This window comes from Desulfuromonas soudanensis (genome assembly GCF_001278055.1).
Taxonomy (GTDB): domain Bacteria; phylum Desulfobacterota; class Desulfuromonadia; order Desulfuromonadales; family WTL; genus Deferrimonas; species Deferrimonas soudanensis.
Map to the genome: position 1 here is coordinate 3777572 of NZ_CP010802.1, position 14409 is coordinate 3791980.

Sequence of the window (14409 nt, forward strand, 5' to 3'; positions counted from 1 at the left end):
AATTTTACACACTATGGGAAGTTGTTTTTCAGAACATCCTTTGATTTTTCTTGCTGCTCCTTTTCCGATTGTGTTAGCCTGCATGAAATTCAAAAATCCGGACGGATACGGGATGAGGAGCCTGGCCAAAAGACCCCTGTCCCCGACTCCTTTCGGGGATCTGTTCCCCGCCACGGCCACACGTAACACTGGACCAGCCTTCCATCCAGCACCGGGGGAGGGCTTTTTCAATCGCGGGTCCCTGGGCCCGCCGCGGGCCGTCTCAACTGAGGATCATCGATAGATGAACAGGAACATGAACAGAAGGCGGACCCCGCCCCCCCTCCCCCTCCTCCATTTCCTTGCCAGCCTCGCCGCGCCTCCTGCCTGGGCCTTTATCCGTTACCTCTTCTTCGGCAATCACGATACTTCAGCCTGGACCCAGATCGCCTACACCCTGTGGGGGACTCCGGAAAACGGCGCCCTGGCGCTCTTCTTGCTGTGTTTCGCCTCTCTGCTCTTCTGGACCCTGGGGGCAAACGGCAAGGCCTGGCGCGATGAGGCTGTCCAGCATCAAAGCTCCATCGGAAGCCTGCAGGATGACCTGCGCCGGCGCGGCCAGGACCTGGACGACCTGTCGAAGAATCTCAACGACAAGATGAAGCGCTTTCACCAGACCAACGCCCAGTTGCAGAAATCCTTCGACAAAAAGGAAATCATGCATCTGGCCGCCGACAGCCTGAAGGATATTCTCGGCTACGATCGGGTGAACCTTCTGATGCTCAACGCCGAAGGGGACCGGCTCGAATTCATGGCCAGTCGCGGCAGCGGCGACGACAACGTCTCGGGAGTCAGTCTGCCTCTCGATGAGCGGGCCGGGGTTCTCTACCTGACGATGCTGCGCGATGAACCGCTTCTGGTCCAGGACATGCGGAAGATGCCGGCCGTCTACAATCTCAAGCCGCCCTGCGACGCCATCTCCCAGCTGCGGTCGCGCAGCTTCATCCTCTGCCCGATCGTCATCAACGGAGAACCGGTCGGCCTTTTCGGCGTCGACAACAAGCAGAACCACAACGCCCTCAACGAGAGCGATCTCAACACCGTCAAGATCTTCGCCGAGCAGGTGGCCGCCGCCCTCTCCAAGATCGAATTGTTGCAGGCGGTCGAACTGCTGACCGGCGAAATTCAGAGCACCTTCGCCCAGTCGCTGCGCCACCGCAAGGACTTTGCCCGGATGATCGCCGAGGTCAAACGCAACACCCGCGCCGCCACCGACAACGTCCGGGCGCTGCGCGGCTCTTCGGACACCCTTTACCTGGCGGTGGACGATACCGGATCGGCCACCAGCGAAATTTCCGCGGCGGTCAACCAGGTCTCGGAGAATCTGGGGCGGCTCGATGAATTGATGGGAGGAGCCGTCTCGGCCACCCAGGAGATCTCCGCTGCGGCCCGGGCGACCGCCGAAGATGCCGCCAGCTCCCACCAGATGGCCGAAACCGTCGGCAGGGAAGCCAACGAAGGAGTGGCGGTGGTCAGTCGCACCCACCAGAGTCTGCTGAAAATCGCCGAGGCGATGACGACCACCGTCGGCGCTTTTGACGCCCTGACAGAGCGCACCAACAATATCGCCGACTTTCTCTCCATGATTAAAGAGATCAACCAGAAGACCCAGCTCCTTTCCCTCAACGCCTCGATCCTCGCCGCCCAGGCGGGGGAACACGGTCGCGCCTTCGCCGTGGTGGCGGGGGAGATCCAAAGCCTCTATCAGCAAACCTCCGGCTCGGCCACGGCCATCGAGGAGCTTCTGGAACAGATCCACCAGCAAACGAGGGTCGCGACCCGGGAAATCAGTTTCACCCGCAATCTGGTCGGCGAGGGTGTGGCCCTGGGCCAGAACACCGAACAGACGCTGCAGAAAATCGTCACCAGTGCCGACCGGGCCCTCGAATATGCCAGCAGCATTCTCTCCTCGAGCCACGAACAGACGGTCAACGCCGAACACACCGCCCAATCGATCCAGGAGATGGGGAATATCGCCGCCCTGGTCTCGGGCGCCTCCAGGGAACAGGCCGTGGCGATCACCCGCATCGCCCGGCAGGTGGAGGAGATCGAAGGGATGGCCGGAAGCCTGGCCAAAGCCTCCGGCGACCAGGAGCAAAACGCCGGCCACATCGACGCCATGATGGACCAGGTCCGGGGATTGGGGGATCAGATCTTTACCGAGCTCGAAAACCGTCGGGACGAAAGCACCCTGGTCATCGAGCAGCTCAACCAGTTCAAGACGAGCTCCGGTCAAAGCCAGACCGGCAACCCTGTCCCTTCCCCGAAAACGGCAAAACAGCCGGACAAGAACCCCCCCGGCAATATCCTCCCCTTTCAGGCCAACGAGAATTTTCCTGCCAAGAAAACGTCCGGCCGAAAGTCCCTCTAGTTTTGAATTTTTCCTGCCCTTAAAATAAAGCCGCCCCCGGGTCTCATCGACCCGGGGGCGCTTCTTCCTTCTTCCTTCTTCCTTCTTCCTTCTTCCTTCTTCCTTCTTCCTTCTTCCTCCTCAGACCCGACCCAGAAAACCGAGCAGGGCGCCATTGAAAGCCTCCGAACACTCGAGATTGACCAGGTGCCCGCCGCCGGGGAGAATCACCAGGGTCGCCTCCGGAAGTCCCTCCGCCAGCCGTCTCGATTCGGCAGGCGGGATCGCCCGGTCCTCCTCGGCGCCGATCACCAGGGCCGGCAGGGTCAGCTCGGAGAGCCGGGAAGTGAAATCGACGCGGTCGGCCATGGCGAGGAGCCCTGCGGCGAGCCCGCCGGGGGAGGTCCCTTCCATCCAGCTGCGCACCTCCCTGACGAGTTCGGGACGGCTGCCGGCGGTCCCGGAGGCGAAAACCAGCCCGGCAAAGGCGTCGGCGACGGGGAGGGCGCCCTCGGCGAGGGCGGTAGCCGCCAGGCGGGCGCGCCTGGCTTTCCCCTCGGCGTCGTCGCCGCCGGCGCGGGTGACGATAAAGAGGGCGGCGCTGAAACGCTGCCGGTGCCGGGCCAGGAGGTCGAGGAGAACGTAGCCCCCCATGGACATGCCGCCGATTACCGCCTTTTCCAGGCCGAGATGGTCCAGGAGGGCCAGCAGGTCGTCGGCATAGAGCTCCATGCTGACGGCTCCGCCAGGAGCCTCGCTTTCACCGAACCCGCGCAGGTCGGGGGTGATGACGCGGTACCCGGCGGCAGCCAGGGCCGCGACCTGCGGACGCCACATGCGGCGGCACAGGGGATAACCGTGGATGAGGAGGACGGCGGTGCCGGCTCCGCCGGTGTCGTCCCACGCCAGTTCGATGCCGTTGATCCTTGCCTTCATGGAAACCTCCTTCGCTGTTGCGTCGCCCCCCCCCCGGCCGCGCCGCCGGACCGGAAAAGAAACGGCAGAGCCCCCAGTCCTTGCGACCCGGGGGCTCTGCCGTTGTCCATTGTCCGGTACGCACCTATCCTGCGGAGACGCTGACGAAAACGAGCCCTTCGCTGCCGCTGTTGTCGATGCCGTGGGGTTGCCCGGCCGGCGCCACCACAACCGCCCCAGGCTCGAGGGGGCGCGGAGCGGCGTTGCTGAGGAAATCCCCCGTCCCTTCGAGAACGACCCAGATGTGGTCCCCGGCGTGGACATGGGGATGGATGTGCTGCCCCGGCAGCAGGCACCAGAGGGTGGTGCGGGAGTGGGCGGTTTCCGCCAGGACAACCTTGCCGGCCTTCTCCTTGTCGAAGGCGACCTTCTCCTTGTAATCCCAGAACATGCTTTCCATAAATTCTCCCCGGAACGATAAAAGGCGCTCCGGCGACAATCGCCGGAACGCCGAAGTTTACCCCTTGTTCCCGCCGGAGGTCAACCCTTGCTGACCTGGACCGCGACGCGGTTCACGCCTGCCGGGACGACCTGCTGGATGTTGAGGTCGGCAAAATGGTAGGGGGCAAAGAGCAGACCGCGGGGGACGCCGCCGCTGAGGCGGGCCGCTCCCCGGGCGCTGCCGACGGCCGAGGTGACCCTGAGCATCCCCCCTTCGGCGACACCGAGGCCGGCGGCATCCTCGGGATGGATCTCGATATACCCCGACGGGGCGACGGCCAGATTCCCCTCGGCGAACGTCGAGGTGGTGCCGAAGTGAAAGAGGGTCTTGCCGCTGAGGAGCTCCATCGCGGCCGGGGCCTCGAGCGACCCCTCGACGGGAGTGTAGTTCAGACTCTTGTCGGCAGGGCGGTACGGCTTTTTAAGGCAGGGTTTGCAGCGGCCGCTCCCGGCGGAGCAGACCTCGGTGTCGAGGCCGCTCAGTTCCCCGGCTTCCGTGAGGACCCCGTCGCGGTCGAGGGAGAGCCCCTGAGGAGCGAGGCGGTCATAGAGGTCGGCCAGGATGTCCCAGTCCTCCCGGGCGTCGCCGACGGGGTGCAGCGCCTTGCCGAGGCAGGAGACGCGGCCGTCGAGGGCGGTGAAAGTGCCGCTCTTCTCGGCGAAGGAGGAGCCGGGGAGGACGACGTGAGCCAGGGCGCAGAGCTCGGTATCGAGGATATCCTGAACGACGAGGCATTCCACCCTGGCCAGTGCCTTGCGCCAGCGACCGCTCTCGGGGAAAGATACAAGCGGATTGGTCGCCGCCAGGTAGAGGAAGCGAATCTCCCCCTTTTCGATGCCGGAAAGAATACCGGCGGCGTCGAGCCCCCCGGCGGGAAGCTTGGCGCCCCAGGCCTTCTCGAAGCGGGCGCGCCCGGCTTCGTAGGGGTGATAGCCGGGGAGAAACTCGGGGCAGACACCCATGTCGAGAAGGCCCTGCATGTTCCCCTTTTCGTCGACAGGGAAAAGCCCGCCGAGGTCGCCGTGGAGAGCGCCACTGATCATGGCCAGGTTGGCGATTGCCGCCGTCTTCTCTTCGGCCCCTTTGGACTTGCCGATGTCGGCGCCGAGAATCAGGGCCACCGAACCGGCGCGGCCAAGGTAATCGGCGGCCTCGCGTAGCAAATCGAGAGAGAGGCCGGTCCCGGAGACCGCCTCTTCGAGGTCGACGGCGGCAAGGTGGGCCTTGAGTTCGTCGAGATTGCCGACGAAGCGCCGCAGAAAGTCCTCGTCGGCGAGCCCCGCCTCGAGGATCAGCCGGCCGAGGGCGTTGGCGAGAAGGACTTCGCTTCCCGGGCGGTACTGCAGTGAGACATGGGCATAGCGGTTAAGCTTGACCCGGCGCATGTTGGCGACCACCAGCTTGCCGTCGTTCTTGCGGCAGGCCGATTCGATCTGCCAGTCGAGAGCGGGAGCTTCGGCGGTGACGTCGCAGCCGAAGACGAGGACGGCCTCGGCCCCGGAGATGCGGTCGATGCGGTTGCTGGCCCCCTTGAGGCCGAGAGCGGCATCGAGGGCCTTGTGGGTGCGCAGGGCGCCGAAACGGGCCTCGGAATCGATGTTGTTGCTGCCGAGGGCGACACGAAAGAGTTTCTGAAAGAGGTAGTTTTCCTCGTTGGTCAGCCGCGGCGAGGCGAGACCCGCCAGCGCGGCGGCTCCGGATTCGCTCTTGAGGCGGTGAGCCGCGCCGGCGACGGCGGCCAGGGCCTCGTTCCAGTCGACCTTCTCCAGGCCCTCCCCTTTTTTGACCAGGGGGTGGAGGAGACGGCGCTCGGAGTTGACATAGCCGTAGCCGAAGTAACCGCCGATGCAGAGGTTGCCGCCGTTGACGCTCTCGTCGTCGGAGGTGACGCGATAGATGCGGTCCCCCTTGACGTGCAGATCGATCTGGCACTGGCTGCCGCAGTAGGTGCAGATGGAGGGGGTCTTGGTCAGTTCCCAGGGGCGGGCCTTGAACTTGAAGGTCTTGGCGATCAGGGTGCCGGTGGGGCACACCTCGACGCAATTGCCGCAGAACTCGCAGTCCAGCGGCTGGCCGTCGACGGTGTCGATGAAGGCTTTTTCGCCGCGCTCCCGCACCACCAGGGCGCTGGCGCCGACGACTTCATGGCAGGTCTTGACGCACTTCTCGCAGAGGACGCACCGGGAGGGGACCTGCTGGATCAGGGGCCAGTCGTTGATCGGGGCGTGACAGACGTCTTCGGCGCCGAAGGGCTGGGAGACGACATCGAGGTCGTAGCAGATGTTCTGCAGATCGCACTCGCCGGCGGCGTCGCAGACCGGGCAGTCGAGGGGGTGGTTGATAAGCAGCAGCTCGACGAGCTGGCGGCGCATGGTACGGAGCTTCTCCGACTGGGTGGTCACCACCATGTTGTCGACGGCCACCGTGTTGCAGGCGGTCATCGGTTTGTCGACCCCCTCGATCTCCACGACGCAGACCCGGCAGGCGCCGGTGGGAGAAACCTTCTGCAGGTAGCAGAGGGTGGGAATCTTGATGCCGACCCTGGCGGCGGCTGCCAGGATGGTCGCACCCTTTTCAATCTGGGCGTCTTTTCCGTCGATCTTGAGTTTGATCATGGACTATTCACCTTTAGCACGTCGGGAATGGCCGCCGCCGAATAGCTGGCAGAGGAAACGTCGGGGCCGGTTCAGAGCAGAGAAAAGGAGCGGTTAGCTGATGGCCACCATCGCCACCCGATAGCAGCGCAGGCAACGTTCGGCCTCCCGCACGGCCTGGCTCTCGGGCATCGCCAGTTCGATCTCCTCGTAATTGTGCGCCCGCTCCGCACCCGCGACCTTGGGCTGATGCTCGCGGTGAAGCCCGCCGAGAATGCCGACCTGCTCCTTGTCGTCGAAGACTCCGAGCTGATTGAGGATATCTTCCATGGCGTCCTCCTCGTCGAGGAAGGCCTTTCCTTCCGAGAGCCAGCGGCTCATGACCCGGGCAGCGCGCCGCCCGTGACCGACCGCAACCACCACGGTCATCGCCCCGTATTCGCAGTCGCCGCCGGCGAAGACACCTTCGCAGTCGGTCATCATGGTGCCGCCGTGGGTGACGATGCTGTTCCAGCGGGTCTGCTTGATGCCGAAATCCTCCTCGCCGAGATAGGAGAGGTCCGGATCCTGGCCGATGGCCGGGATGACCATGTCGCAGGGGATGACGTACTCGCTCCCCGGTTTCGGCGCCGGCCGACGGCGCCCCGACTCGTCGGGCTCGCCGAGTTCCATGACCACCACTTCGACGCCGACGATCTTGCCGTTTTCGGCGATCAGCCGGGTCGGATTGCGCAGGAACTCGAACTGGACGTTCTCCTCTTCGGCGTCGTCGACCTCGTAGGACTCGGCGGGCATCTCATGGCGGGTCCGGCGATAGACGAGAATCGACTCCTCGGCTCCTTCGCGCAGGGCGACGCGGACGCAGTCAATGGCCGTATTGCCGCCGCCGACGACGATGACCCGTTTCGGCGTTTTGATCGGTTCGCCGAGAGCCACTTCCCGCAGGTAGTTGATCCCTCCGGCCGAGAACCCCTCGTAGCCTTCGTCCTCCCCTTCGACCCCCATCGGCTTCGACTTGAAGGCGCCGGTGCCGAGAAAGACCGCATCGTATTGCTCCTTGAGCTCCTTGAGGGAGACGTCGCGGCCGAGCTTGGTGTTGAAGCGGATTTCGCCGCCGAGATTGGTGATGATTTCGATATCGCGGCGCAGGAGATGACGGGGCATGCGGTAGTCGGGGATGCCGACGGCCACCGTCCCCCCCGGCTCGGACAGCATGTCGAGGATCGTCACCTGGTAGCCTTCGAGAAGAAGGTAGTAGGCGCAGGTCACCCCCGCCGGGCCAGCGCCGACGACGCAGACCTTCTTGTCCTTGCGGGGGGCGGGGACCATCGGCGGCTGCTTGTGGTGCATCCATTCGTGGTCGGCGGCGACGCGCTTGAGAACCATGATGCTGATCGGTTCATCGACCAGGGCGCGGCGACAGGCCTTTTCGCAGGGGTGGGGACAGACCCGGCCGCAGACCGCGGGAATCGGCATGTTGCGGCGGATGGCGGAGAGGGACTCGTCGAAGCGGTATTCCTTGATCTCTTCGATGTAGGCGGGGATGTCGATATGGGCCGGACACTTGTCCATGCAGGGCGCGGTGAGTTTTTCCTTGTAGGAGGCGGCCAACTTCGGCTTGCGCTCGCCGCGGATATAGGCGAGATAGTCGTCGCGGAAGTGTTTGACGGTATCGATGACCGGAACGGCCGAAGTCATGCACAGGGTGCACTTGCAGCTCTCCAGGAGGGTCGAGAGCTCCTCGATGACCTCCAGATCCCGCTCCTCGCCGTGACCGGCGAGGATCCGGGCCAGGGTGTCCTGCAGGACCCGCGTCCCCTTCTTTCCGGGTGTGCACTTGCCGCAGCAGTAGTTCTGCTGCACCCGCTTCATGTATTCGGCGGCCATGGCGACGATGTCGGTCTCGGGGTCGAGGAGAATAATGCCGTCCCAGCCCATGAAGGCCCCGACCTTGCCGTCGTCAAGATATCTCTCGGGAAGCTTGAGCTTGAGGGTGGCCAGATCCACTTCACCGCCCTTGCGGTTATCCACGACCTCTCGTCCCCAACTGGAAAAAACAACCTGAGCCAAATCGACCTCCTTCAAGACCGCCAGACAGCTCGCGGACCGCGTCCACATGCCTTCGAAAAGAGCAAAAAACGGGTCTTTTCTGGCAGTTGCCCCCGTCTATTTTGTATACAGTATGCAGCTAATTACCACAAAAACCGGTGGCAAATCAAGGGAAATTTCTCCCCGGGGACCCGCTTTCAGGGGAAGGGCGGGAAGGGTGAGACGACCTGCCAGAGACCGGCATGATAACGGGTTCCCCCCTCGTAACGCCACAGTTGGCGGAAGCGGAATTCCTTCACCCGGATGGAGGGGAGTTGATAGTATTCGAGGACCATCTCGACCTCCCCTTCGAGCTCCGAAAGAGGCTGGTCGATCTTTTCCACACGCACATCGACGATCTGCAGATCGGAGATCCCCTGAAAGAGGGCGAGAAAATCGTCCCGGTAGGGATCGGCCAGGTGGCGTGCCGCCCCCTGAAAATCCCCCCAGCGCAGACGCTGGCTGAAGTCGCGACTCTCCCGGGTCAGATCCGCCTCGGAGCGCGCCATCACTCCGCAGGAGCAGAGGAAAAAGAGGGCGAAAAGGGGCGCCAGTCTCGGGGTACGGCGGAAAAATTTCTGTAGCATCGATTGCCTTTCTTGCTTCTCGGCCCGTTTCGTATAGAGTAACTGTCTGTCTTCGAAACGGGGCACAGCAGAGGAGTTCCCATGAAAAATGTCGAAATCTATACCAAGAGCTATTGTCCCTACTGCAGCCGCGCCAAGGAACTTTTGCGCATCAAGGAAATCCCCTACACCGAGTACGACGTCACTGTCGATCCGGCCCTGGAGGAGGAGATGCGCCGCCGTTCCGGGCGGGAAACGGTCCCGGAGATCTTCGTCGAAGGGCAACTGATCGGCGGCTGCAGCGAACTCTTCGACCTCGATGAAGAAGGGGAGCTCGACCGCCTCCTCGGGCTCAAGCCTTCCGGCGGATAAGAGCCATCAGCTCCAGCGCCAGCTCGACCCGGCCGAAGGGGGGCATGAGGTAAAATCCCCCCGCCCGCCCGCGGCACCCTTCCACCAGCTCCCCGGCGATCGCCATCCCCTCGGCGGCCCCTGCGCCGCCGCTCTTCCCCTTCATCCGCGCCCGCACCCCATCGGGGAGACTGATCCCCGGCACCTCATTGTGAAGAAATTCGGCATTGCGCTCGCTCACCAGCGGCAGGAGCCCGACGAGCACGGGTACCTGCAGGGGGGCGGTGCGCGCCAGAAGCTCGTCGAGGATCTGCGGGGAGTAGACCGGCTGGGTCTGCACGAAGCGGGCCCCGGCGGCGATCTTCTTCTGCAGCCGCCGCAGCTGGCCGTCCATGCTCGGCAGATTCGGATTGAAGGCGGCGCCGAGGAGAAATTGGCTGCAGCCGCCGAGGTCGGCGCCGAGAAGGCTCTTCCCTTCATTGAGGGCCGACAGGAGCTCGAGAAGGCCGATGGAATTGAGATCGAAGACGCTGGTCGCTCCCGCCTCGCCGCCGACGGAAACGGGATCGCCGGTCACCGCCAGAAGGGTGCGAAGCCCGAGCAGATGGGCCCCCATCAGTTCGGAATGGAGGCCGATGAGGTTGCGGTCCCGGCAGGTCACGTGGACGATGACCGGGGTGCCGGTATCCTCCTCGATTTTCCGGGCCAGGGCCATATTCCCCATGCGGATCCGGGCCAGGGGGTTCTCGGCGAGGCTGATGGCATCGACCCCGGCAGCCGTCAGGGCCCGGGCGGCTTCAATCACCTTGCCGCAGTCGAACCCCCGCGGCGGGTCGAGTTCCACCGTCACCACCGGCCGCCGTCCCCAGCCGTCGAGAAAGGTCCGGCTGGCGGTGGAGGGAATCCCGGCTTCCGGGCGGACCGGCGTCTCGACCCGGCGAACCCGGGCACGCGCCGCCGGCTTCACCCCGGCCAGAGCCCCGGCCAGGGCGCGGATATGCTCGGGGGTGGTCCCGCAGCAGCCGCCGATCAGGGAGGCCCCGGCGCCCGCCATGTCACTGGCCATGGCGGCAAAGTAGTCGGGGGTGGCCAGATAGATGTAGCGGCCGTCGAGATACTGGGGGAATCCCGAGTTGGGGAAGGCCGACAGGGGCCGATCGGTGGCCCCGGCCATCCGTTCCAGGACCCTGAGGAGCTCCCTGGGGCCGGAGCCGCAATTGGCGCCAAGCACCGTCGCCCCCGCCTGGGTCAGGCGCCGCGCCGCCTCTTCGGCGGAGAGGCCTTCGCGGGTCCGTCCGTCCTCAATGAAGGCCATCTGGGCCACGGCCGGCAGGCCGAGCCTTGCCGCGACACCCAGAGCCAGCTCGAGATCGGCCAGGGAAGCGAAGGTCTCGAGGATAAAGAGATCGACCCCGCCCTGGGCCAGGGCCTCCATCTGCTCGGCGAGCAGCGCCTCCTTCTGCGACGGGGGAATTTCCTGGGCTTCCCCGCGGGGGCGCCGCAGCGGTCCGACGGAGCCGGCGACGAAGCAAAGTTCGCCGGCGGCCTCCCGGGCCAGACGGGCGCCGGCTTCATTGATGGCCCCGACCTTCTTTTCCAGGCCGATGGCCCCCAGAACGGCGCCGTTGGCGCCGAAGGTGTTGGTCTCCAGAAGCCGGGCCCCGGCGGCGGCATAGTCCCGGTGGACCTGCAGGACCTGCTGCGGGGAGGTGAGATTGAGATATTCGAAATTGACATCCAGGGGGATGCCCCGGCTGTAGAGGAGGGTCCCCATCGCCCCGTCGCCGATGATCACTTCTTCGGCGAGACGTTCGAGGAACAGGGCGCTGCGTGGGTTCAGGGTCTTCATATCGGCCGACAGGGATGGGGGGAAGGGACGAAGAGCACAGAGGAGGTTATGCCATAAAAAGAACAAAAGATAAAGGAGCCAGAGGAGCCTGACCCCGGCCGAACCCCGCAGGGATTGCGGCCGGGGTCAAAAGCCTACCCCTGAAGACGGACGATGGCGGTGTAGAAGAGGTGTCCCTCCGACTCGGCGACGGAGAGGGAGAACTCCAAGGGGAGGACGGTGCCGTCGCGGCGCCGCCCGGGAAGGCGGTTCAGCTTGTTCACCGCGGCGCCCCCCTTCTCCTTCAGATAGGCCTCGACCCCCAGGCGATGGAGTTCGGCGTAGTCCTCGTGAATCAGTCGGTCGACGCCGAGGCCGAGGACTTCGGCCTTGCTGTAGCCGAACATCCGCTCGGCTTCGTGGTTGAAGAGAATGATCTGCCCGTTGGCGAGGAAGGAGATGATGCCGTCGCGGGCCGTCTCCGTAAGGACACGATAGCGTTTTTCCGACTCTTCGAGATGGCGGGTCTTCTCCCTCAGATGGTCGATCATTTCATTAAAGCCGTCGATGAGCACGCCGATCTCGTCGCCGCCGCGGCGCGGGAGTTTTTCCTCGAACTGTCCGGTGCGGACCACTTCGCCGATCACCGTGCCGAAGCGGGCCAGGGGGCGGGTGACGACGACGCGTATGAGGATCCCCAGGCAGGTGATCAGGGCGAGAAAGACCCCGCCGGTGTAGAGGACGTCATGGCGGACGTTGGCCCAAATCTGCCGGTAGAGCCTGTCCATGGGGATGGTCACCGAAGCGGCGCCGATGATCTCGCCGATCTGGTAGTTGTAGGCCTGGTCCTTGGCCAGCGGATAGAGTCGCTGGAGAAAGGCCGGGGCGTTTTTCGGATCGCCGTGACACTCCAGGCAGCTCTCCTCGGCCGTGAAGGGCTGCAGGTAACGGAAGACCGGCTCCCCCCGGTCCGTGGTGATGGCAAAATACTCGCCAAGAGCCGGCGTCTCCCGAAAACGCTTCAGGGTCTGGGACTCGAAGGGGTCGGGGGCGTTGCTGGCATTGCGATAGCGCTCGGAAACCTGGCGGATGCGGTAGTCGAGGTCCTCGGCGACCCGCAGGCCGATGCGGTTGGAAGCCACCACCGGAATCATCCCGTAGCGCTGCTCGGAGAGGACGATGCCGCCGATCTGCAGCTGGGCCGAGAGGTATTCGCGGGTGCGGATCGCCTGGGAGGCGACCAGGCGCGCCTTTTCCACTGCGTCCTCGAGGATGAAGGCCCGTTGCTGCCGGTAACCGAGCCAGGCGGAGAGGGCGAAGAAGAGCAGGAGTATGGCGGCGATGGTGAGATTGATCTTGCTCAGCAGGCTGCGGTTGCGCAACAGGTTCATGGGCGCTCCTCTTTCCGACAGGATGGCTACATTCTAGCGGCTTGTCCCCCCCTTGCAAGGAGGGCCAGTGTCCCGTTTGGTTAGTCCATTCAGATAATTCTGAGGCATTTTGGTCGCTGCCAAGGCGGGTCGACGCAGCCCTGGCCGGGCTTAAGCCGAGGAGACCCAACGCAGGGAGCGGCCAAAAGGACCAGAATTAATGGACGGAATGAACCAATCGGGACACTGATATGGCTGACAGTTGTCAATAGAAGAAACGCTCACTGCCCAACTGATTTTCAGCGGTTTTTCGTGCGTTATGTTCCAGGGCACTTGCAGGGGCGGAACCTGTATTGCGACGGCTAATCAGACTGATATTCGCGGGTTGGGTACCGCCAGACTTGTCTTCGTCGCGGAGCTGCCTCTCTCTAGTAACGTGAGTTCGGCCAAGGCCTTATCCAATAGTGTCCTCGAGGGTTCTCCTGACCGCGGTTGCGCCCCTGTAACTGCCCTGGAATGTTAGTTTTGCTTCAATATGCTTTCTCCAACAGGTTTTTGAGGTGATTGAGTTGTTTGTGGTTTGTTATGCCATGGCCGGGATTTCAACTTCATGGGCTATTGCCCACATAAAAGCACAGAGTTCTCGAGCTATAGCCGTCACGATCACCTGTTTGGATTTACCCTTCGCCAGCATACGTTTGTAGCGGGCACATAATCGGAGTTGAGCTTTCCAGGAGATATCGCAAATTGCTTGCGACAGGCCTTCTTGTCGTCTGCGTAACTCCCGACTGACCCGGGCAGGAAGGCGGTAAGCCCAGGAGGCTTCCACCAGGACCCGGCGCACATGTCCATTGCCTGCTTTGGTAATTGAACCTCGTTTCGTTGTCTCGCCACTGGAATGTTCCGATGGAACCAGTCCGAGATAGGACATCAGTTCAACGGGGCTCTTAAAGCGCTTCAAATCTCCTATTTCAGCAACGGTTGTGGCTGCGACAATCAAGGAGACGCCTCGCAGGGATTGGTAGGCTTTAGCTACCGGAAACATCCGCCACTGGGGCAAGAGTTGTTGAATCTGCTCAGTCAGCCGCTCCACCCGCCGAGTGCTTTCAGTAAGCGCGCCGACATATTCCTGAAGGGTAATCTGCTGGGCCGGATGAGGCATTTTGATTCCAGCGATCCAGCGCATATGTGCCTGGCTCCAGGGGGTTCGTCCACTGAATCGGTGACCGTGTCGAAGAAGAAATGCCAGAATGTGCTGCTTGGCTTTTTTCTCCGACGCCTTGGCATCCTCCCTTGATCGGGTAAGGTCCCGCATGGCTTCATCTTCGGTAAGAGGCACAAAAACGGGAGACAGTTCACCGGCTCGATGCAGGCGGGCAAGCATTTGGGCATCCCGGCGGTCATTCTTAATACGGTCGCCGCTTTTCTTGGGGATCTTTGAGGGCGCTACCACCACACAATCGAACCCCTGAAATGTAAGGTGTCGGTAAACATCATAGCCACAAGGGCCAGCTTCGTAGACGAAATGGAGTTCGCAGCCTCTCGAAACCAGTTTCCTAACAACCTTGTCGAGAGCAACCAAACTCCCGTCAATTTTCCCATAGTGTCGAATTTCGCCGGTGCGACCCTCCTCGGCGATAGCGATCTCAATGGAGTTTTTGTGGACGTCCAACCCGATAAACATGCTAGACTTCTTCATGACCTGCCTCCTTGATTTTGGCTCTGTGTTGGGGTTCAAGAGCTTCCAACATAACCCACGTTTGCAAGGGGCAGGTCTTTTTTTGTCTCTAACTGTCAGCCATTATG

Annotated in this window: 10 protein-coding genes; 2 read left to right on the plus strand and 8 right to left on the minus strand. The window is 63.0% G+C overall.

The window, feature by feature from the left end:
* The first annotated feature begins 283 nt into the window (after nucleotides 1-283).
* Nucleotides 284-2410 (plus strand): methyl-accepting chemotaxis protein, encoded by a 2127-nt coding sequence (locus DSOUD_RS16775; protein ID WP_053552085.1) that lies wholly within the window; start codon nucleotides 284-286, stop codon nucleotides 2408-2410.
* Between the two features lie 120 nt (nucleotides 2411-2530).
* Here DSOUD_RS16775 and DSOUD_RS16780 read toward each other — a convergent pair whose 3' ends face one another.
* From DSOUD_RS16780 to DSOUD_RS16800, 5 genes are all read right to left on the minus strand, one after another.
* Nucleotides 2531-3325, minus strand: coding sequence for an alpha/beta fold hydrolase (locus tag DSOUD_RS16780; RefSeq protein WP_053552086.1), 795 nt, complete (start codon nucleotides 3323-3325; stop codon nucleotides 2531-2533).
* Between the two features lie 124 nt (nucleotides 3326-3449).
* A complete protein-coding gene (locus tag DSOUD_RS16785) occupies nucleotides 3450-3764 on the minus strand; it encodes a cupin domain-containing protein (RefSeq protein ID WP_053552087.1) in 315 nt (104 codons plus the stop codon).
* A gap of 80 nt (nucleotides 3765-3844) precedes the next feature.
* Complete coding sequence (locus DSOUD_RS16790) at nucleotides 3845-6421, minus strand: molybdopterin-dependent oxidoreductase (RefSeq protein WP_053552088.1); 2577 nt, start codon at nucleotides 6419-6421, stop codon at nucleotides 3845-3847.
* Between the two features lie 93 nt (nucleotides 6422-6514).
* On the minus strand, nucleotides 6515-8470 hold the full coding sequence (locus tag DSOUD_RS16795) for an FAD-dependent oxidoreductase (RefSeq protein ID WP_053552089.1): 1956 nt from the start codon (nucleotides 8468-8470) through the stop codon (nucleotides 6515-6517).
* Nucleotides 8471-8646: 176 nt separating this feature from the next.
* Entirely contained in the window at nucleotides 8647-9075 is a 429-nt protein-coding gene (locus tag DSOUD_RS16800) for a hypothetical protein (RefSeq protein ID WP_053552090.1), read from the minus strand.
* Between the two features lie 81 nt (nucleotides 9076-9156).
* Between DSOUD_RS16800 and grxC the strand changes: the two genes are divergently transcribed.
* The gene (gene grxC / locus DSOUD_RS16805; RefSeq protein ID WP_053552091.1) at nucleotides 9157-9426 is read left to right on the plus strand and encodes a glutaredoxin 3; all 270 of its coding nucleotides are present in this window, start codon (nucleotides 9157-9159) and stop codon (nucleotides 9424-9426) included.
* On the opposite strand, the gene DSOUD_RS16810 is transcribed toward grxC, so the two are convergent.
* From DSOUD_RS16810 to DSOUD_RS16820, 3 genes are all read right to left on the minus strand, one after another.
* The gene (locus DSOUD_RS16810) at nucleotides 9407-11254 is read right to left on the minus strand and encodes a bifunctional homocysteine S-methyltransferase/methylenetetrahydrofolate reductase (protein WP_053552092.1); all 1848 of its coding nucleotides are present in this window, start codon (nucleotides 11252-11254) and stop codon (nucleotides 9407-9409) included. The genes grxC and DSOUD_RS16810 overlap by 20 nt on opposite strands.
* A 134-nt stretch (nucleotides 11255-11388) precedes the next feature.
* A complete protein-coding gene (locus tag DSOUD_RS16815) occupies nucleotides 11389-12624 on the minus strand; it encodes a c-type heme family protein (protein ID WP_053552093.1) in 1236 nt (411 codons plus the stop codon).
* Between the two features lie 562 nt (nucleotides 12625-13186).
* Nucleotides 13187-14302, minus strand: coding sequence for an IS110 family RNA-guided transposase (locus DSOUD_RS16820; protein WP_053550358.1), 1116 nt, complete (start codon nucleotides 14300-14302; stop codon nucleotides 13187-13189).
* Nucleotides 14303-14409 lie beyond the last annotated feature (107 nt).

Coding starts and splice junctions, on each gene's coding strand:
- DSOUD_RS16775 (WP_053552085.1), top strand. CDS start 284: ATGAACAGGAACATGAACAGAAGGCGGACCCCGCCCCCCCTCCCCCTC.
- DSOUD_RS16780 (WP_053552086.1), bottom strand. CDS start 3,325: ATGAAGGCAAGGATCAACGGCATCGAACTGGCGTGGGACGACACCGGC.
- DSOUD_RS16785 (WP_053552087.1), bottom strand. CDS start 3,764: ATGGAAAGCATGTTCTGGGATTACAAGGAGAAGGTCGCCTTCGACAAG.
- DSOUD_RS16790 (WP_053552088.1), bottom strand. CDS start 6,421: ATGATCAAACTCAAGATCGACGGAAAAGACGCCCAGATTGAAAAGGGT.
- DSOUD_RS16800 (WP_053552090.1), bottom strand. CDS start 9,075: ATGCTACAGAAATTTTTCCGCCGTACCCCGAGACTGGCGCCCCTTTTC.
- grxC (WP_053552091.1), top strand. CDS start 9,157: ATGAAAAATGTCGAAATCTATACCAAGAGCTATTGTCCCTACTGCAGC.
- DSOUD_RS16810 (WP_053552092.1), bottom strand. CDS start 11,254: ATGAAGACCCTGAACCCACGCAGCGCCCTGTTCCTCGAACGTCTCGCC.
- DSOUD_RS16815 (WP_053552093.1), bottom strand. CDS start 12,624: ATGAACCTGTTGCGCAACCGCAGCCTGCTGAGCAAGATCAATCTCACC.
- DSOUD_RS16820 (WP_053550358.1), bottom strand. CDS start 14,302: ATGAAGAAGTCTAGCATGTTTATCGGGTTGGACGTCCACAAAAACTCC.